This window comes from Rhizobium sp. CF142, from assembly GCF_000281145.1.
Taxonomy (GTDB): Bacteria; Pseudomonadota; Alphaproteobacteria; order Rhizobiales; family Rhizobiaceae; genus Rhizobium.
Window position 1 is genome coordinate 105,362 of the sequence record NZ_AJWE01000011.1, and the last position, 18,077, is coordinate 123,438.

Annotated in this window: 18 protein-coding genes and 1 pseudogene; 7 read left to right on the forward strand and 12 right to left on the reverse strand. The window is 61.3% G+C overall.

Annotation, left to right across the window (positions count from 1 at the left end; translation table 11 throughout):
* Nucleotides 1-49: 49 nt before the first annotated feature.
* Both gshB and PMI11_RS03700 read left to right on the forward strand, forming a co-directional pair.
* Nucleotides 50-997 carry a glutathione synthase gene (gshB, locus tag PMI11_RS03695; protein WP_007813473.1) on the forward strand — a complete coding sequence of 316 codons (948 nt, stop codon included), beginning with the start codon at nt 50-52 and terminating at the stop codon, nt 995-997.
* A gap of 265 nt (nt 998-1,262) precedes the next feature.
* Nucleotides 1,263-2,795, forward strand: coding sequence for a YifB family Mg chelatase-like AAA ATPase (locus PMI11_RS03700; RefSeq protein ID WP_007813474.1), 1,533 nt, complete (start codon nt 1,263-1,265; stop codon nt 2,793-2,795).
* Nucleotides 2,796-2,951: 156 nt separating this feature from the next.
* Here the strand turns inward: PMI11_RS03700 and cysK are convergent, their stop codons facing one another.
* Both cysK and PMI11_RS03710 read right to left on the reverse strand, forming a co-directional pair.
* Entirely contained in the window at nt 2,952-3,914 is a 963-nt protein-coding gene (cysK, locus tag PMI11_RS03705) for a cysteine synthase A (RefSeq protein WP_007813475.1), read from the reverse strand.
* Between the two features lie 142 nt (nt 3,915-4,056).
* Nucleotides 4,057-4,674 carry a LysE family translocator gene (locus PMI11_RS03710; protein WP_007813477.1) on the reverse strand — a complete coding sequence of 206 codons (618 nt, stop codon included), beginning with the start codon at nt 4,672-4,674 and terminating at the stop codon, nt 4,057-4,059.
* A gap of 231 nt (nt 4,675-4,905) precedes the next feature.
* On the opposite strand from PMI11_RS03710, the gene PMI11_RS03715 reads away from it, so the two are divergent.
* A complete protein-coding gene (locus PMI11_RS03715; RefSeq protein ID WP_007813479.1) occupies nt 4,906-5,424 on the forward strand; it encodes a Dps family protein in 519 nt (172 codons plus the stop codon).
* 21 nt (nt 5,425-5,445) lie between these two features.
* Here PMI11_RS03715 and PMI11_RS03720 read toward each other — a convergent pair whose 3' ends face one another.
* Nucleotides 5,446-6,360 (reverse strand): DMT family transporter, encoded by a 915-nt coding sequence (locus PMI11_RS03720; RefSeq protein WP_037070616.1) that lies wholly within the window; start codon nt 6,358-6,360, stop codon nt 5,446-5,448.
* A 99-nt stretch (nt 6,361-6,459) separates the two neighbouring features.
* Here PMI11_RS03720 and PMI11_RS03725 point away from each other — a divergent pair, with 99 nt between their 5' ends.
* Nucleotides 6,460-6,924 carry an Lrp/AsnC family transcriptional regulator gene (locus PMI11_RS03725; protein WP_025669395.1) on the forward strand — a complete coding sequence of 155 codons (465 nt, stop codon included), beginning with the start codon at nt 6,460-6,462 and terminating at the stop codon, nt 6,922-6,924.
* Nucleotides 6,925-6,926: 2 nt separating this feature from the next.
* Here the strand turns inward: PMI11_RS03725 and PMI11_RS03730 are convergent, their stop codons facing one another.
* Complete coding sequence (locus PMI11_RS03730; RefSeq protein ID WP_007813487.1) at nt 6,927-7,820, reverse strand: GNAT family N-acetyltransferase; 894 nt, start codon at nt 7,818-7,820, stop codon at nt 6,927-6,929.
* A complete protein-coding gene (gene dut, locus PMI11_RS03735; protein WP_007813489.1) occupies nt 7,817-8,287 on the reverse strand; it encodes a dUTP diphosphatase in 471 nt (156 codons plus the stop codon). The genes PMI11_RS03730 and dut overlap by 4 nt, the downstream gene beginning before the upstream one ends.
* Before the next feature lie 90 nt (nt 8,288-8,377).
* Between dut and PMI11_RS03740 the strand changes: the two genes are divergently transcribed.
* Nucleotides 8,378-9,961, forward strand: coding sequence for a peptide chain release factor 3 (locus PMI11_RS03740; protein WP_007813490.1), 1,584 nt, complete (start codon nt 8,378-8,380; stop codon nt 9,959-9,961).
* Here PMI11_RS03740 and PMI11_RS03745 read toward each other — a convergent pair whose 3' ends face one another.
* Nucleotides 9,962-10,855, reverse strand: coding sequence for a LysR substrate-binding domain-containing protein (locus PMI11_RS03745; protein ID WP_007813492.1), 894 nt, complete (start codon nt 10,853-10,855; stop codon nt 9,962-9,964). It lies immediately after the preceding gene.
* A gap of 110 nt (nt 10,856-10,965) precedes the next feature.
* Here PMI11_RS03745 and PMI11_RS03750 point away from each other — a divergent pair, with 110 nt between their 5' ends.
* Complete coding sequence (locus PMI11_RS03750; protein WP_007813502.1) at nt 10,966-11,673, forward strand: glutathione S-transferase family protein; 708 nt, start codon at nt 10,966-10,968, stop codon at nt 11,671-11,673.
* Between the two features lie 39 nt (nt 11,674-11,712).
* Here PMI11_RS03750 and PMI11_RS03755 read toward each other — a convergent pair whose 3' ends face one another.
* Complete coding sequence (locus PMI11_RS03755) at nt 11,713-12,099, reverse strand: RidA family protein (protein WP_007813504.1); 387 nt, start codon at nt 12,097-12,099, stop codon at nt 11,713-11,715.
* 81 nt (nt 12,100-12,180) lie between these two features.
* Here PMI11_RS03755 and PMI11_RS03760 point away from each other — a divergent pair, with 81 nt between their 5' ends.
* On the forward strand, nt 12,181-12,708 hold the full coding sequence (locus tag PMI11_RS03760) for an Lrp/AsnC family transcriptional regulator (protein WP_007813506.1): 528 nt from the start codon (nt 12,181-12,183) through the stop codon (nt 12,706-12,708).
* Between the two features lie 95 nt (nt 12,709-12,803).
* Here the strand turns inward: PMI11_RS03760 and otsA are convergent, their stop codons facing one another.
* From otsA to PMI11_RS36280, 5 genes and pseudogenes are all read right to left on the reverse strand, one after another.
* Nucleotides 12,804-14,177, reverse strand: a complete 1,374-nt coding sequence (gene otsA, locus PMI11_RS03765) for an alpha,alpha-trehalose-phosphate synthase (UDP-forming) (protein WP_007813509.1) — start codon at nt 14,175-14,177, stop codon at nt 12,804-12,806.
* A gap of 39 nt (nt 14,178-14,216) precedes the next feature.
* Nucleotides 14,217-15,014, reverse strand: coding sequence for a trehalose-phosphatase (gene otsB, locus PMI11_RS03770; RefSeq protein ID WP_007813512.1), 798 nt, complete (start codon nt 15,012-15,014; stop codon nt 14,217-14,219).
* 48 nt (nt 15,015-15,062) lie between these two features.
* Nucleotides 15,063-16,601: a S10 family peptidase gene (locus tag PMI11_RS03775; RefSeq protein WP_007813514.1), complete on the reverse strand. Its 1,539-nt coding sequence runs from the start codon at nt 16,599-16,601 to the stop codon at nt 15,063-15,065.
* 98 nt (nt 16,602-16,699) lie between these two features.
* Nucleotides 16,700-17,992, reverse strand: a complete 1,293-nt coding sequence (locus PMI11_RS03780; RefSeq protein ID WP_007813516.1) for a CynX/NimT family MFS transporter — start codon at nt 17,990-17,992, stop codon at nt 16,700-16,702.
* A pseudogene (locus PMI11_RS36280) lies at nt 17,989-18,077 on the reverse strand (GntR family transcriptional regulator); the annotation flags it as partial. The gene PMI11_RS03780 and the pseudogene PMI11_RS36280, both read right to left, overlap by 4 nt.

Consider the following 18,077-nt stretch of genomic DNA (forward strand, 5'->3'; position numbering starts at 1 on the left):
TGACACCTGACCGACCTACATCTGGGCGGCATCAGCTCAAGGGACGGAAATGGCCAAGATCAAGAACGTAGCGGTCCAGATGGACCATGTCTCCGGCATCAATATTGCGGGCGATTCCACCTTCGCCATGAGTCTTGAGGCTCAGGCGCGTGGCTACAAGCTCTTCCATTATACACCCGATCGCCTGAGCTTCCGCGATGACAGGCTCTATGCCGCCGTCGAGCCGATGGTGCTGCGCGACGTCAAGGGCGAACACTATGAACTCGGCGCGCCTGAGCGCATCGACCTGTCGACCATGGATGTTGTCCTGCTGCGCCAGGACCCGCCGTTCGACATGTCCTACATCACCTCGACGCATCTTCTGGAGCGCATCCATCCGAAGACGCTCGTCGTCAATGATCCGGCCTGGGTGCGCAACTCACCGGAAAAGATTTTCGTCACCGAATTTTCCGACCTGATGCCGAAGACGCTGATCACCAAGGATCCGGGCGAGATCCGCCGCTTCCGCGACGAGATGGGCGACATCATCCTGAAGCCGCTCTATGGCAATGGCGGCGCCGGCGTCTTCCATTCCACCAAGGACGATCGCAACCTGTCCTCGCTGCTCGAAATGTTCGGCCAGCTCTTCCGCGAGCCTTTCATCGCTCAGCAGTACCTGCCTGACGTGCGCAAGGGCGACAAGCGCATCATCCTCGTCGACGGCGAATTTGCCGGCGCCATCAATCGCGTCCCGGCCGAGCATGACAGTCGCTCCAACATGCATGTCGGCGGCCGCGCCGAGCCGACAGAACTGACGGCGCGCGAAAAGGAAATCTGCGAACGCATCGGCCCGGCTCTGCGCGAACGCGGTTTCCTGCTCGTCGGTATCGATGTGATCGGCGATTATATGACCGAGATCAACGTGACCTCGCCGACAGGCATCCGCGAAGTGAAGAAGTTCGGCGGCGCCGATATCGCAAGCCTGTTGTGGGATGCGATCGAGCGCAAGCGTGGCTAAAGCGGTTCCGGCAAGGGCGCGCAGCGATCTTGCGTCTGGAATCATGTGAAAACAAAGAGATAGAGCCTTTTCGTGTTTCGAAGAAAAACGGAAATGCTGCAAGTGTTCCGCCTTTGATCGCCTTCGTTCCGGCTTTACAACCCGCTGCAATTTGATTGCAGCGGATAGCTGAATTCGTTCGCTTATCGTTCTTGTTTTATTCCAGATTCCATGCCAGATTGTGACCGCCTTCATAAGTTGGGGTTCAGGGTCACGGGGCAGGGGCATGGTCGCGCGCGTCAGCACGGTTGCATTTCAGGGCATTGAAGGTGTGCCGGTCGAGGTCCAGGTCATGGTCGCTCCCGGTAAAATGGGAATCCAGATCGTCGGGCTTCCTGACAAGGCGGTGGCGGAAAGTCGCGAGCGGGTGCAGGCGGCTTTGCACGCTTCCGGCCTGGCGCTGCCATCCAAGCGCGTGACGGTCAACCTTGCGCCCGCCGATCTTCCCAAAGAAGGCAGTCATTTCGATCTCCCCATCGCACTTGGCCTGATGGCTGCACTTGGCGCCATCCCGGCGGATGCCTTGTCCGACTATGTCGTCGTCGGCGAACTCAATCTCGACGGTACGATTGCCGCCATCGCCGGCGCTCTGCCGGCGGCAATCGGTGCCAACGCGAGCGGAAAAGGCCTGATCTGCCCGGCCGAGAGTGGCTCGGAAGCCGCATGGGCAGGTTCCGGGGTTGACATTCTGGCGCCGCGCAGCCTGATCGCGCTCGCCAATCATTTCCGCGGCACACAGATCCTCTCACGCCCGGAACCGTCCATTCGTCCCAGCGCCGCCAACCTTCCCGATCTCGCCGAGATCAAGGGACAGGAAAGCGCCAAGCGGGCGCTGGAAGTGGCTGCTGCCGGCGGCCACAATCTTTTGATGGTCGGGCCGCCCGGCTCCGGCAAGTCGATGCTGGCTTCGAGACTGCCCTCCATCCTGCCGCCGCTCTCGGCCGCCGAATTGCTGGAAGTCTCAATGATCCATTCCATCGCCGGCCAGCTGTCCGGCGGCAAGCTTTCCGACCGCAGGCCCTACCGCACGCCGCACCATTCGGCGACGATGGCCGCCCTCATCGGTGGCGGCCTGCGTGCCAGGCCGGGCGAGGCTTCGCTTGCCCATCACGGCGTGCTGTTCCTCGACGAGTTTCCGGAATTCGCGCCGCAAGTACTCGATGCCTTGCGTCAGCCGCTGGAAAGTGGCGAATGCGTCATCGCGCGCGCCAATCACCGCGTCTCCTATCCGGCGCGGATCCAGCTCATTGCGGCCATGAACCCGTGCCGCTGCGGCATGGCGGGAGAGCCCGGCCACACCTGTGCCCGAGGGCCGCGCTGCATGACGGATTATCAGGCTCGTATCTCCGGCCCGCTAATGGACCGCATCGATATCCGCATCGACGTGCCAGCCGTTTCCGCCGCCGACTTGATCCGGCCGACAGTAGCCGAAGCGAGTACCGACGTTGCCCGGCGCGTTGCGCGTGCCCGCGACATCCAGCGCGAACGCTACGCCGCTGCAGGCGCTGCGGGTATTTCCACCAATGCCGGATGCTCGACGGCAATGATCGAGAAGTTCGCAGAGCCGGATGCCGCAGGATTGCAGCTGTTGCGAGATGCCGCGGACAAGATGAAGTTTTCGGCGCGCGGATACCACCGCGTCCTCAAGGTCGCCCGTACGCTTGCCGATCTCGACGGCAAGGAAATGGTCGGACGCATTCACCTCGCGGAGGCGATTTCCTACCGTGTTGCCGGCGCGCGGCTGACGGCGGCGGCGTGAGGTTGGGTGACTAGTGAGCAGTGATTAGTGAATAGCGGCTCATGATGGGGGATTGGCCGGTGAAGGCGAGTTGCAACACGCCCCCGAAGAATAGCTTCATTCACTATTCACTATTCACTATTCACTATTCACTATTCACTATTCACTAATTTCCCCTCAGCTCCCAAGACCTTCAAACAATGCCGTCGAAAGATACCGTTCCGCGAAGGACGGAATGATGACGACAATGTTCTTGCCGGCGTTTTCCGGACGGCGGCCAACCTCGATCGCGGCCGTCAATGCTGCACCCGAGGAGATGCCGACCGGCACACCTTCGAGCTTGGCGACGAGCCGCGCCTGCTGAAATGCGTCGTCATTGCTGACGGTGACGACCTCGTCATAGATGCTGGTATCGAGGATCTTTGGGGCGAAGCCGGCTCCGATGCCCTGGATCTTGTGCGGTCCGGGCGTGCCGCCGGAAAGCACGGGCGAGTCGGTCGGCTCGACGGCCACGACCCGGATATCCGGCTTGCGGCTCTTCAGCACCTGGCCGACGCCGGTAATCGTGCCGCCGGTGCCGATGCCGGCAACGAAAATATCGACCGTGCCATCGGTATCGTTCCAGATTTCCTCGGCGGTCGTCTTGCGATGGATCTCCGGATTGGCCGGGTTTTCGAACTGCTGCGGGATGACGGCGTCGGTAAGCGAAGCGGCTAGTTCCTCCGCCTTGGCGATCGCCCCCTTCATGCCCTTCGGTCCTTCGGTCAGCACCAGCTCAGCGCCGAGCAGCGCCAGCATCTTGCGGCGCTCGACGGACATGGTTTCCGGCATCGTAAGGATCAGCCGGTAACCTTTGGCGGCGGCGGCGAAAGCGAGCGCGATACCGGTATTGCCCGAGGTCGGCTCGATCAGCACGGTCTTGCCGGGTGAGATCTTGCCCTGCGTTTCCAGGCTCTCGATCATGGCAACGCCGATGCGGTCCTTCACCGAGGCGATCGGGTTGAAGAATTCCAGCTTGGCAAGGATGTTGGCCACCACGCCCTTTTCCTTGGCGAGTTTGTCGAGGCGAACGAGCGGCGTATCGCCGATTGTGTCCGTTATCGAGGAATAGATGCGGCCGCGGCCCGGTTTGTGCGACATGGTGCTCTCCCTTTGAAATCCATTCTGAAATCTGTGGAGAGAATAGGGTCAAAGTGGTGATGAGACCAGAGTGGCTTCACCCGCCGGCCGCTTGAGCTGGAGAAAAAATCCTTTGAGAACCGTTCGTTGCCGAATGTTTATTTCAGGCGGCGCGCGTGGCGATGAAGGCTGCCGTGCCCGCCAGGATGCTGGCGGCGACGCGGTTCAGCGCCTGCAATGCACGCGGTTGCTTCAGCATCGTGCGGGCGCGCGACGCCAGCATCATGTAGGGAATGAGCACGATCATCAGCACAATGAAAGTGACGGCAAGCAGCATGAGATACTCGCGCATGCCGATGCTGCCGAGATCGATCAAGGTCGGCACCAGCGCCACGTAGAACAGCATGGTCTTCGGATTGCCGAGTGTCACAAGCAGGCCGGACAGGAAGGACATGCAGGCACTGCTGGATTTCTTCGCGGCGATATCCTGCGGCAGCAGGCCGGCAGTCCAGAGCTTCCAGGCGATGTAGCCGAGATAGAGCGCGCCAGCGATCTTGATGACGAGGAAGATCTCAGTGAAAGTCTGCGCCACGAAGGCAAGGCCGAGGATGACGGCGGTGAGATAGGTCATGTCACCGAGCACGAGGCCGAGACCCATGAAGAAGGTCTCGCGGAAGTTCGAGCCGAGTGCACGTGCCACGATCGCCGTGATCCCCGGACCGGGAATGGCGGCGGCGATGAACAGGGCTCCGGCATAGGCGATAAGGACGGTAAGGCTCATCTTCGTATCCACTGTCTTGCGCAGCCTCTCTATAGGCGCGCAAGGCAGGCCTCATCAATCGCCTGGCGCTGATCTGTCCATAACCATAAAGAATAGGTCGGCTGAACCATGATCTACTTGGAAAGCGATCCGGCCTTGCTATTTTCCCCTTGCAAGCGGCCGCAGACACGGCCCGCCGCGGCTTTCCAAGGCTGTCGGCGCAGAAGGTTTTCATCACCAAGGAGAGAATGCATGTCGACTACCCCAGCCGAAGCCCGCAGACGTTCACCGCTCAAGACTCCTTCCGACCTGCCGACTAACGCGATCACCGATATTTCGGCCGCGTTGACCGCGCTGCTCGCCGATGTGTTTGCGCTTTATGTGAAGACCAAGAACTTCCATTGGCACATGTCCGGCCCGCATTTTCGCGATTACCACCTGCTGCTCGATGAGCAGGCGGAACAGATCTTCGATATGACGGACGAGGTTGCCGAACGCGCCCGCAAGATCGGTGGCACGACGCTGCGCTCGATCGGCCAGATCGCCCGCCAGCAGCGCATTCCGGATAATGATGCTGACTACGTCACCCCCGAGGATATGCTCTCCGAGCTGCGCGAAGACAACCTTCATCTCGTCTCGATCCTGCGCGAAGTGCACGAAGTCTGCGACGAGCATAACGATGTCGCGACAGCAAGCCTGATCGAGAACTGGATCGACCAGAGCGAACGCCGTACCTGGTTCCTGTTTGAAACGACGCGCCAAGCGAAGTAACAGGTCAGCCGAAGTAACGACTCAGCGTCCGGCCGCCGGCAGGCGAATAAGTCTCGCCGGCGACCAGCCCAGATTCATGCCGGCGGCGGCAAGCAGAATAACTGCCGCCCCGGCAATCTGCATCGGCTGCAGTGCGTGGCCGAAAGCGAAACGGTCGACCAGGATGGCGGCAACCGGATAGATGAACGACAAAGCGCCGGTCAGATGCGTCGGCAGCTTCTGGATCGCGCCATAAAGCAGCACATACATGAGACCGGTGTGGACGACGCCGACGGCGATCAGGATCATCCAGGAACTGCTATCGGCGGGAAGGTTCGAAAAATCGGTCATCGGCGCCAGCATGACGATGCCTGTGGAAACCTGAATCAACGCGATCAGATGCGGCGGCGTGCCTTTCAGCCATTTGGCGGCAAGCGCGGCAAGCGCATAAAAGAAGGCGGCACCCAGCGCCATCAGGATGCCGAGGCCGTAGCTGCCGGAGACCGCATTGGTATTTGGTTTCGCCTCGACGATAACAGCCATGCCGGCAAAGGAAAGACCGAGCCAGAAGAGCTTGGTGCCTGTGATCTTCTCCCCCAGAAAGAGTGCGCCGAGCGCAAGCAGCATGAAAGGCTGGGTGTTGTAGACTGTTGTCGCGATCGAGATCGAGGCGTGCGAATAGGAGGCGAACAGCAGCAACCAGTTGGAGACGATGGCTATGCCGCCGAAGACAGCGACAGCGAGCGATCGCAGGCTGATGATACCGGGCCTTAGCAGGCCGAGCGCAGTGCATACCACAAGCAGCGTCAGCGCGCCGAAGAAGCAGCGCCAGAAGACTACGCCGCTGACCGGCTGACCCGACATGACGACGAACCAGCCGATCGTTCCCGAGATCAGCATCGCTGCCGTCATCTCTGCTGTGCCTCTTCTGATGTCACTCTGCATCGCCATCTCCATTCGTTAGCGGGAAATTGTATTGCGGCATCGCAGCATTTTCTATAAGCTGAAAAAGGGAAAGGCTGGATAAACCTAATCTTGTTAGGAGTTTTTGCCATGTTGGCTAACGAGATGCAGGCAGTCGACGATATTGACCGCGCAATGATAGAGGCGCTGGCAGGAAATTCGCGTATTTCCCTAAAGGAACTCGCCCAGGCTGTAGGACTTTCTTCGCCGAGCGCGGCAGAGCGTCTGCGTCGACTCGAGGATCGCGGCGTCGTGACGCTCTTTACCATCGATCTAGATCCGGCGGCGATCGGTTATCCCTTGCAGGCGATCGTGCGGGTGCGCCCGCTGCCCGGCCAGCTTCATATCGTCGAGCGTATCATCCAGGACACGCCGGAATTCATCGAATGCGATAAGGTGACGGGAGACGATTGTTTCATCGCCCGCCTCGTCGTCCGCTCCATGGGAGAGCTTGACAACATTCTCGACAAGGTCGCCGAGCGCGCGGAGACCAATACGTCGATGATCAAATCCTCGCCGGTCAAGCGGCGTCTGCCGCCCCTGATACGGAAAAAATAGCCTCAGAAATCCGCCATTGGCGACAGCATGGCGGGATGATCGAGGCTCATCTCCTCCAGTCCACGCAGCATCGGCAGCGTTCCGTTTTCGTAAGGCGTCGCTTCGCCGGACCATCCGAGCCTGTCCGGCCGGAACAGCGTTTCGACTGTCGTTGCCTGGATGCCGAGGCTGGCAAGGATGGCGGCGAGCGACGGGATTTCATGCGCGACCACATCGAGGAGAACGACGTGGCCGGGTGCCGGCATCTTCCATGCGATGACAGCCTTGCTCTCATCCAGATAGCTCAAGCGCACGTCGGGATCGAGCTGCGTGTTGATGAGGAACATCGTGGAACTGCCGGCGACAGCGAGCGTCTCCGAAACTGGCTCGCGGTTCCTCAGCAGACCCTGAAGCAGGGCGAGATCTTCCGCATCGCGCGGCTGAAGAGGCCGCGAGGTGGTTGCACCTTCAGACATTGGTGCAGCGCCGACATACTTGTGAAGCGGAAGCGAGCGGAAACCGTAGGGCTCATAAAGCGCCGGCTTGTCCGTGTAGAGGATGATGGCCTCGAAATCCTGCGCCTCACACCAAGTAAGCGCTTTGTCCGTCACATCGCGGTAAAGGCCGCGGCCGCGCCATGGCGGGCGGACCGCACCGGACTGAAAGGCGGCTGCGCGGACGAGCTTGCCGTTGAGGACGAAAGGCATGGCGAAGGCGGAGAGATTGGCGGCAAGTACGCCTTCATCCGTAAACCAGCCGAACGGCATGCTGGTCGGATCCGGGCCTCCAAGTTCGCGCAGCGGATCGATATCGATGCCGAATGTATCGTCGAGAAGGGAGACAAGAGCGGTCCATGCCGCCGGATCGCTGAAATAATCCTGCCGGAAGGTAAGCCCGTCGGAATCGGCGGCACTCATACGCCAGTGGAGCCGAAGCCGCCGGCACCGCGTGCGGTTTCGGTCGTCTCCGAGACTTCCGCGATGCGGGTCTGAATGAATGGTGCAATCACCATCTGCGCGATGCGCATGCCGCGCGTGATGGTGAAATCCTCCTCGCCATGATTGATGAGAATGACCTTCACTTCGCCGCGATAGTCGCAGTCGACGGTGCCGGGCGCATTGAGGCAGGTGACGCCGTTCTTGGCTGCAAGGCCGGAGCGCGGGCGCACCTGGCCCTCGAAACCCTCAGGGATTTCAAAGACGAAGCCGGTCGGAATAAGCGCGCGTTTGCCGGGCGCCAGCACCAGCGGCTTGTCCTCGTCGATCGCCGCACGCAGGTCCATGCCGGCTGCACCACGCGTTTCATAGGCGGGTAGATCGAGACCTTCGCCGTTCGGCAGGCGGATCAAATTGAGGGTCGGGCGGGTATCTGTGTGAATGGTCATGCGGCATTACTTCGTGCCTGATGCCGCAAGGTCAATTGCAATGGCGCGCTTTAATCGCTAGATACGCCGCAATTCCACAGGATTCACATCATGGCCGAAAGTCTCGCCGAGGCGGTCTCCCGCCGCCGCACATTCGCTATTATCGCGCACCCGGACGCGGGTAAGACGACGCTCACGGAAAAGCTGCTGCTTTTCGGCGGCGCTATCCAGCTCGCTGGTGAAGTGAAGGCGAAGAAGGATCGCATGCAGACCCGCTCGGACTGGATGAAGATCGAGCGCGAACGCGGCATCTCCGTCGTCACCTCGGTCATGACTTTCGAATATGAAGGCAATGTCTTCAACATTCTCGATACGCCCGGTCACGAAGACTTCGCCGACGACACCTACCGCACGCTGACGGCGGTCGACGCGGCTGTCATGGTCATCGACGCCGCCAAGGGTATCGAGCCGCGTACGTTGAAACTCTTCGAAGTCTGCCGCATGCGTGACATTCCGATCATCACCTTCATCAACAAGATGGACCGTGAGAGCCGCGATCCCTTCGAGATCCTGGATGAGGTCGAAGAAAAGCTCGCGCTCGACACGGCCCCCATCACCTGGCCGATCGGCCGCTCAAAGACCTTCTGCGGCTCCTATCACCTGAAGGAAAGCACCGTGCGCGGCTCCGATACGGAAGTCGACGTCACCGCCGTCAACGGTCCGCGGAGCGTCGCCGACCGCCTGCCGGAAAATGAGCGTGATGCCTTCATCGAAGAGGTGGAACTGGCGATCGAGGCTTGCCGTCCCTTCGATCGGGAATCCTTCCTCGAAGGCCATATGACGCCGGTTTTCTTCGGCTCGGCCCTGCGCAACTTCGGTGTCCGCGATCTCATCAATGCGCTCGGTGATTTTGCGCCGCCGCCGCGTGACCAGGTGGCCGATATCCGCACCGTGCATGCCGCCGAAGACAGGATGACGGCCTTCGTCTTCAAGATTCAGGCGAACATGGACCCGAACCATCGCGACCGTATCGCCTTCGCTCGCATCTGCTCCGGCAAACTGGAGCGCGGCATGAAGGCGCGGCTGGCACGTACCGGCAAGCAGCTCGGCCTCACCGCGCCGCAGTTCTTCTTTGCCTCGCAGCGCCAGCTCGCCGATACGGCTTTCGCCGGTGATGTGGTCGGCATTCCGAACCATGGCACGCTTCGCATCGGCGATACGCTGACGGAAGGCGAAAGCCTGGTTTTCCAGGGCGTGCCGAATTTCTCGCCGGAAATCCTGCGCCGTGTGCGCCTGGAAGACGCCATGAAGGCCAAGAAGCTCAAGGAAGCCCTGCAGCAGATGGCTGAAGAAGGTGTCGTCCAGCTCTTCCAGCCGGAGGATGGTTCGCCTGCCATCGTCGGTGTCGTCGGCGCGCTGCAGCTCGATGTCCTGAAGGAGCGCCTGATGGCCGAATATGGCCTGCCGGTCTCCTTCGAAATGTCGCGCTTCTCCGTCTGCCGCTGGATTTCGTCCGACCAGGCTGCTGAACTCGACAAGTTCCTCACCGTCAAGCGCGGCGATATCGCCCGAGATCTGGATGGCGACCCGGTCTTCCTGGCGCAGGATGGTTTCTCGCTGCGTTACGAAGCGGAGCGCTATCCGGCGATCAAGATGGTGGCGATCAAGGAATATCACGCGGCCAAGGCCGCCTGATCATCCCGCCAGCCGTTCGGCAAGGAACTCGACGACCGCGCGCACGGAGGGTAATTGCCCTCGTCGGTGCGGCATCAGGATCGTCGTCGTGATGCTGCCTGCTGTCCAGCCGGGCAGCAGACGCACGAGTTGGCCGTCCTTCAAAGCGTCGTTGCAGACCGAGGTCGGCAGAATGGTGATGCCCATGCCGGCCGCAGCCGCTTTCAGTAGCACCATCGGCTCGTCTGCCGCCATGATCGGCTGAGGCGTTACCACAGTCTCCGCGCCGCTATCCGAGACGAGACGCCACTGCTCCTCGGAAAGACTGGGCATGATTGCCTTGTGGTCGGCGATGTCCTCGGTTCGCTCGGGCCTCCCATATTGCGCTATGTAATCGGGCGAAGCGACGAGCAGGAACGGATGAACCGCGATCCGGCGCTGCACGAGCGTCGAATCCCCGAGTGGAAAGCGGTGGCTGCGCAGCGCAATGTCGAAGCCTTCCTGAACGATATCGACGAAGCGATCCGTCACATGCAGTGATACCTTCAGCTTTGGATAGCGTGCTGTCAGTTCGGCCAGATGGTTGGCGAGCGTGAATTGCGCCGTCGGCACCGCTGCGGTCAGTCTGACGATACCGCTCGGTTCTCCGAGGCGGTTGCGCACGATACTCTCGGCCATTTCCGCTTCGATGATTGAAGCCTGCGCATGGTCGAAGAAATCCCTGCCGATATCCGTCAGCGCAAAGCTGCGCGATGTGCGCTGGATCAGCCGCACGCCGAGCTTCTCCTCCAGTTCCGCCACGCGTTTGCTGATGGTCGATTTCGGAATGCCGAGATGGTGTCCTGCCGCCGTGAAGCTGCCGCTTTCCACCGCTTGCACGAAGAGATGGAGGTCGTTGAGGTTAAAGGCGGTCACATTCATCTTCCATACTTGTGGACTTTAAGATGCATTATCGCCATCTACTGCCTCATCGTCCACGAAATCATATTGGCCGGGTCAACAATTCCTATGGAAAGGACCCGATAATGTCCCTGATATTGTTTTACGGCGTGCCGGAAGGTTGTTCCTTTGGTTCGATCGTTGCGCTGGAATGGTCCGGCCTGCCGTACCGTCTCTGCCGCGTTCAGATGCCGGAAGTCGTCTCCGGTAACGAATACAGGCGCATCAACACCGTCGGCGAAACGCCGTCACTGCTGCTGCCCGATGGCCGTCTGATCAGCGAAAGCATGGCGATCCTGAATTACATAGGCGCGCAGTCGATCGACAAAGGATTGGGCTTTGCGCAGGGTACCGCGGATTTCGACCGCCTGAACCAGATGCTCGCCTATTTGAACACCAGCTTCTTCAATGCCTTCAGCCCGCTGTGGCACGCTGTCGAGCATGAACTGGAACCAGCCGAGAAAGACGTTCTCGTCGCCTACGGCACGGCCAAGGTGGAAAAGGCGCACCGCATGCTGGAGGGTCTGCTTGCCGGCCGGAAATGGCTGCTCGGCAACAGGCCCGGCATTGCGGATGCCTATTTCACCGGCATCGCCCGCTGGAACGAATTCCACAAGGTCGTCGATATCAGCCAGTTTCCTGCGCTGAATGATCTCTATCAGCGCGTGCTGCAGGAGCCGGCCGTTCGCTTCGCGCATGCGACCGAGCACCGGGAAAAGGCGGAAAGCACCGGTCGTTTTCTGGGAGAAATCGATCTGGAAGAAGCGCTCGGCCTGCTGCGCCAGGCTGCCTGAACATCCTATAGTGCCGCCTTGTCCAGACAGGGCGGCACTTCACGCGGTAGCGATGATTTCGATTTCCACAAGCCAGTCTTTCCGAAGCGTTTGAACGACGATGGCGGTGGTCGGTACGATATGATCGCCGAGTGCGGCCAGCCGCGCATTCTGGTTTGCTTCGGCATAGTCAGCGTCCCGTAAATAGCTGGTCAGCCGCACGATATTGGTGACGTCCATATTGGCATCCGCAAGGATCGCCCGCAGGTTCGACCAGATGAGGTCGAGCTGGACCGACAGATTTCTGCCCGGCGCACCCTCTGCGTCGAGGCCCATCGTGCCGCTCACGAACAGAAAGCGGGCAGGATTCCTGACCTCCATCGCGTGGATATAATCGGATGTTGCCGCATAGATGCCGCCGCTCGGACTGTGCTTCACCAGTTCCATTTGAAAATCCCTCCCTCGAATATCTGAAAGCTTGGCGCTATTATTGCCGAATATTTTTCGGCGATAAGACGGATTTTCCGAATGACAAAAGAAACGAATGGCATTCGACGCCGGAGACGAGAGCCCGAGCAACTGGACCTTTTCGACCGAAAGATATTAGGCGCGCTGGCAGAAGATGCGCTGCAGAGCTATGCGACCCTTGGCAAAGCCGTCAATCTCTCGCCGCCCGCCGTGCATGAGCGTGTCAAGCGGCTGCGCCGGTCCGGCGTCATGAAAGGCGCGCACGCTGCGCTCGATGGCACGGCGCTCGGCAAGCCGCTTCTGGCCTTCGTGCATGTCGAGGCCGCAGGCTGGGGCAAAAGCGAAAGACTGATGCAGCTTTGCCGCTTTCCCGAGGTGGAGGAGATGCATTCGGTTGCCGGCGACGCCAGCGTCGTCTTCAAGGTGCGGACCGAAAGCCCGCGCGCGCTCGAAGCCTTTCTCTCGCAAGTTCATGCCGTTCCCGGCGTGACGGCGACGAAAAGCTATGTTGCGCTTTCCACCTATCTGGAGCGGCCTATCCAGGCGGATATGACGGCGGACTGGCCGGAAAACCCGCTGCCGGCCTGAAGTGTCGAAGCGCTGCATTTCAACTGCTATAGCGCCATGCCACGGTGCTGTTCTTCCAGAGGGAGCGACCCATGGTGCCGCGCCCGTCAAACAGTTCAGGCGGCGAGATCGCCGAGGAAGTCATCGCACCAGCGCGAGACGTCGTGCTCCAGCAGATGGTCCATCATTCGCCGCCAGCGGTCGCGGCGCTCCTCGAGCGGCATGTTGAGGCCGCGCGCCAGCGCATTGGATGTGCCGACGATGTCGTAGGGGTTGACGAGAAGAGCGCCGTTCAGCTCGCGCGCCGCGCCGGCAAAACGGGAGAGGACCAGCACGCCCGGATCATCAGGGTCCTGCGCGGCAACATATTCCTTGGCGACGAGGTTCATGCCGTCGCGCAACGGCGTAACGAGCCCGACTTTGGCGAGCCGATAGAGGCCCGCGAGCACCGGCCGGCTCACCGAGCGATTGATATAGCGGATCGGCACCCAGTCGACCGTGCCGAGCGCGCCGTTCACGCGGCCGGCCTGTTCGGCGACCATGCGCTGCATCGCCTCGTATTCCGGCACTTCAGAGCGCGATTTTGGTGTGATTTGCAGATAGGTGACCTGGCGCCGATGTGCCGGATTGTTGGTGACGAAATGCTCGAAGGCATCGATACGCTGGGTAATGCCCTTGGAATAATCCAGCCTGTCCACGCCGATGATAAGGCTGCGGTCTTCGATACTGTGGCGTGCCTTCAGCACCATGCTGTGCGTGCCGGCCTTCCTGGCGAATTCGGCGAAGGCGGCCGTCTCGATGGCGATCGGATAGGCGCCGCCGCGGAACGTGCGCTCGCCGGCGACAAAACGCCCTTCGCTGATCATGTCGCCCATCTCCTCGCGGCGCAGGCAGCCCGCAAAATTTTCAAGGTCGTGATCGGTCTGAAAGCCGACGAGATCATAGGCGGCGAGCCCGCGCATGATTTCCTCATGGACGGGCATGGCGAAGAGTACGTCGGCTGGCGGCCAGGGGATATGCAGGAAGAAGCCGATCTTGTTCTTGAGGCCCATCTGCCGAAGTTCGGCGGCGAGCGGGATCAGGTGATAATCGTGGACCCAGATGATGTCATCAGGCTTGATCAGTGGTGCCAGCCGATGGGCGAAGAAGCGGTTGACCCGGAAATAGCCGGCCATCTCCGTGCGCCCATATTCTGCGAGATCCAGCCGGTAATGACAGATAGGCCAGAGCATGCGGTTGGCGAAGCCGAAGTAATATTCGTCGACATCCTTGGATGTCAGGTCGGTCAGCGCGTAGGTGATGTTGCCGCGCTGCTCGATCGCAAGTGGGCCGGGTTCGCCCTCGTCGTTGACGTTGCCCGACCAGCCCATCCAGACGCCCCCCCGTTTCCCAAGAGCGGCCTCCAGTGCGACAGCGAGCCCGCCGGCAGACGCCGCCCCTTTCTTCTCCGGAACGGGCACGCGGTTTGAAACGACGACAAGGCGGCTCATGGCAAATTCCTTTCATTAGAAATAACTGCAAAAACGCAATCAGCCGGCAAAACGCGCGACGATCTCGCGGACCGCTTCCGCGGATGGCAGCGTGCCGCGGGCGGCAGTGTCTGCAGACGGCGGGCCGACGCGGATGGAGTAACCGCCAAGCCGGTTCGCCATGCCGAACATCGCCTCATCGGTGACATCGTCACCGATGGCGATCGGATGACGACCGCGGAAGGCTGGAGTTGCGAGAAAGCTTTCCAATGCATCGCCCTTGTTGGCTCTGGCGGGCCGGATTTCGAGAACCATCTTGCCGTGCTGCAGGGTCCATTCCGGTCCTGCACGGTTCAGGAAATGCTGCATCAGTTCCGTCAGTTCCGCCTGCCGCGCCGGCGCAAGACGGAAATGGGCGGCGACGGCCGCGCCCTTATCCTCGATGAGAGTGCCGGTCCAGCCCGCCGTTTCTGCCCGAAGTTCAATCTTCAGCCTCTCGAACTCGGCCGTTGGCTCCACCTTGAAGATGCTGCCGTCGGGGTTGCGGCGTTCGGCTCCGTGTAGTCCGGCGATGGGAAACTGGTAGGGGGCGAAGAGGCGGTCTGCATAGGTAAGCCCGCGCCCGGTCACCAGAGCCAGTGCCCCGCCGAGCCTCTGCGACAGCGCATCGAGCTGCGCAGGAAGTGACGGCGGCACGAATATCTCATCCGGTGTCGGCGCAAGATCGAGGAGCGTGCCGTCGATATCGAGGAAGAGTGCGCCGTTTTGAAGATAGGAAGAGAGTGTGGAGAGGGTTTCGTCCTGCCGGGAAGCGCTGCCGGATGGCGGAGCTTCTGGTCGCTGATTGCTGTTTGCCATGCCGGAGAAACTAGGTCAGCACGCCCCTCCGGCAACCCTCGATCGTCTTCAATCTGCTGGCGCGCTGAGGGGATGCTTGGCATAAAAGGCCTTTGCATCCGCCGTGAATGCGGCGCGCTGGCCGGCGGTCGTGTAGAACATATGCCCGCCGCGATAGAGCTTCAGCGATACGCGATTTCCCGCTAGGGACGGCGGCAAGTGATCGACCACGTAGCGGCTGACGCCGTAGGGCGTCACGAGATCGCTGTAGCCATGGGCAATCAGCAGGTGGAAAGATGGGTTGGAGGCGAGCATCTGTCTGACATCGTCGGTGGCGCTCGCCTGGAAACGTGAACCGCCGCCGCGGCCACTGCCCCACTCCCAGCGCTGGCTGACATCATTTTCGAGCAGCGTATAGGTCATCTCGGTCTTGAAGCCGAGCTCGTTGCGGGCGTAGTCGGCGAAGGCGCCGCCATACGCCCGGGTAAAGCCGTCGAGGATCGCATCGTCGCCTCGGTCGTAATCGGATTCCGGATAGGGGTCGGGCGTCGCGAACGCAGCGTCGTATGGGCTCATCACCTCGCCCGCCTGCTTGCCGGAATGCTTGGCGTAAGCATCGCCGAGGAAGCCGCGATTGCGGGTAACGACTTCAGGCGGAATGCCCGTAAGACCGGAGATCTTGTTGTAGAAGGCTGTTGCCGCATCGCCCGTCGGTGCCGGGCCGGCAAGCGTCGTGAGATATTCGCCAAGCGCGAAACTCTCGGCATCACGCTGGTCGGATTCGCTGAAGCTTTTGCGGCGGTCGGCCTCGGCGGCTGCCAATGAGGGGAATTCCAGCGCAGCGCCCAGCGCGAACTGGTCGGCATTGAACATCAGCTGACCTTCGAGCAGCGGTGAAAGCATGACGGTGCCGGCGATGATGATGCCCTGGTTCTGCTGCAGGGCCGAGGCGACCTTGGCGGCGCGGAAGCCGCCATAGCTTTCGCCGAGCAGATATTTCGGCGAATTGCCGCGGTTATTATGCGCGACGTAGAGGGCAATCGTCTTCGCCATCGTCTGCGCATCGGCGCCGACATTGTAGTAGTTCGAGGCATCGTCGGCCTTCACGGTGCGGCTCCAGCCGGTGCCGATTGGATCGATCAGCACGAGATCGGTAAAGTCGAGCCAGCTATGCGTGTTATCGACGAGCTTCGCATTGGCGCCGTCGCGACCATCAGGCCCGAAGTCGAGTATCTTCGGCCCCACAAGGCCGAGATGCAGGAAGGCGGAAGCCGCACCCGGCCCGCCGTTGAAGGCGAAGGTGATCGGCCGGTCCGGCCCGGCATCCTTGGCAACATAGGCTGTGTAGAAGATCGCAGCGTTCTGCCCGCCATCCTGACCGAAGAGATCGAGTGTACCTGCCGTGGCCGTATAGGCGATCTTGCGTCCATCGGCCGTCGTCAACTCGTGGTCGGTAACGGAATCGCCCGGCAGCAGCTTGAGGACGCCCTCGCGGGACGAACCCTGCGCTGCAGGAGTACGGCGTTCGCCAGCCTCCTGCGCAAAGGAGAAAGGGGGTGCGAGCGTAGCGGTCAGCGCGGCGAGCAGAAGCAGGGATCGGAAGCGCAAGGATTTTCCTCCGGTGGGCCAGAATGCGGCTGAGATAGGGTAGCAGCCGCATTCCTTCGATGGAGATCAAGAGATGGTGATACGCAAGTGAACCTGGCTCATTCGACCTTCTCGATCGTGAGCGCATTCACATGCAGTGCCCGGCCGGCCCGCCACCCATTGAAGGCGGCACCAAGGCCGAGCGCGACGAAAAGCACTGCGCACCAGGCGAAGCTTCCCGTCCAGCCGCGGATCAGACCGACGATGAACGGGCCGATGGCGGCAAGCAGATAGCCCACGCATTGCGCCATGCCGGAAAGGTGAGCGGCGACATGCGGATCGCGCGAACGCAGCACGATGGCTGTCATCGCCGCGGCGATCAGCCCGCCCTGACCGATACCCTGTAGCACGGCCCAGACCCAGACGGTGGAAAGCGGTGCAAAGAGCAGGCCGAGAAGTGCGACGACGGCGAAGGTGCAGAGCGTCACGTTGATGAGGCGCTGATCCTTGCCGCGTACCGCTATATGCGGCACGACGAGACAGGCGGCGGCCTGTACCATGACGGAGACCGAGACGATGCCGCCGGCCACAACACCGTCAAGACCGCGTTCACGCAGGATCGGCACCAGCCAGCCGAAGACGCAATAGGCAAGCGCCGATTGCAGGCCCATGAAAAGCGTGACCTGCCAGGCGAGCTTGTCCCGCCCCAGACCTTCGACACGGAAACCGCTACGCCGCGCCTGTCGACTGCTCGCAAAGACCTGCGGCAGCCAGATCAGCCCGACGACGAGGGCAGGCAGTGCCCAGATGGCGAGCGCGCCTTCCAGCGAGCCGCCGAGCGCATGTTCGATCGGTAGTGTCAGGCCGGCGGCACTGGCAGCGCCGGCGCAGAGCGCCATCGTATAGAAACCGGTCATTAGAGCCGTATTCGCGGCGAAGTCGCGTTTCACCAGTCCGGGCAGCAACACGTTGCCGACGGCGATCGCAGCACCGGCAAGCGCGGTGCCGAAAAAGAGCAAAGGGACGGAAGAAAGACCGCGCAGCGCCGTACCGAGCGTCAGCAGCAGGAGCACGCCGAGCAGTGTCCGCTCCGAGCCGATGCGCTGGGCAAGCCGCGGAGCAAGCGGCGAGAAGGCGCCAAGGCAAACGACGGGCAGGGTCGTCAGCAGACTGGCGCTGAGCGGCGACAGGCCGAGTTCGGTACGGATTTCCGGCAGCAAAGCGGAAGCGCTGGAAAACACGGGCCGCAGATTGAAGGCGATCAGTACGAGGCTGGCACCGAGCAGGAAGCGGGCCGTCGGGCTCTGCTTCTGCGGCGGCAATGGTACAGGCACGCTGTCGATTTCGGCATCGATCATCGTCTCGTCGACGGCGTCGAACGAGGACGTGGCATTCTGTATGGGCATCGTCATGAAAGAAGCATCCGGTCGAGCGCGGAAAGGATGGGTGCCATGAAGTCGCGCACGGCTGCATCGGCCTTGTCGGGGCTGCCGGTTT

Bases quoted from the DNA above. Each gene is read 5' to 3' on its own strand.
- gshB (WP_007813473.1), top strand. From the start codon at position 50: ATGGCCAAGATCAAGAACGTAGCGGTCCAGATGGACCATGTCTCCGGC.
- PMI11_RS03700 (WP_007813474.1), top strand. From the start codon at position 1,263: ATGGTCGCGCGCGTCAGCACGGTTGCATTTCAGGGCATTGAAGGTGTG.
- cysK (WP_007813475.1), bottom strand. From the start codon at position 3,914: ATGTCGCACAAACCGGGCCGCGGCCGCATCTATTCCTCGATAACGGAC.
- PMI11_RS03710 (WP_007813477.1), bottom strand. From the start codon at position 4,674: ATGAGCCTTACCGTCCTTATCGCCTATGCCGGAGCCCTGTTCATCGCC.
- PMI11_RS03715 (WP_007813479.1), top strand. From the start codon at position 4,906: ATGTCGACTACCCCAGCCGAAGCCCGCAGACGTTCACCGCTCAAGACT.
- PMI11_RS03720 (WP_037070616.1), bottom strand. From the start codon at position 6,360: ATGGAGATGGCGATGCAGAGTGACATCAGAAGAGGCACAGCAGAGATG.
- PMI11_RS03730 (WP_007813487.1), bottom strand. From the start codon at position 7,820: ATGAGTGCCGCCGATTCCGACGGGCTTACCTTCCGGCAGGATTATTTC.
- dut (WP_007813489.1), bottom strand. From the start codon at position 8,287: ATGACCATTCACACAGATACCCGCCCGACCCTCAATTTGATCCGCCTG.
- PMI11_RS03740 (WP_007813490.1), top strand. From the start codon at position 8,378: ATGGCCGAAAGTCTCGCCGAGGCGGTCTCCCGCCGCCGCACATTCGCT.
- PMI11_RS03750 (WP_007813502.1), top strand. From the start codon at position 10,966: ATGTCCCTGATATTGTTTTACGGCGTGCCGGAAGGTTGTTCCTTTGGT.
- PMI11_RS03755 (WP_007813504.1), bottom strand. From the start codon at position 12,099: ATGGAACTGGTGAAGCACAGTCCGAGCGGCGGCATCTATGCGGCAACA.
- PMI11_RS03760 (WP_007813506.1), top strand. From the start codon at position 12,181: ATGACAAAAGAAACGAATGGCATTCGACGCCGGAGACGAGAGCCCGAG.
- otsA (WP_007813509.1), bottom strand. From the start codon at position 14,177: ATGAGCCGCCTTGTCGTCGTTTCAAACCGCGTGCCCGTTCCGGAGAAG.
- otsB (WP_007813512.1), bottom strand. From the start codon at position 15,014: ATGGCAAACAGCAATCAGCGACCAGAAGCTCCGCCATCCGGCAGCGCT.
- PMI11_RS03780 (WP_007813516.1), bottom strand. From the start codon at position 17,992: ATGACGATGCCCATACAGAATGCCACGTCCTCGTTCGACGCCGTCGAC.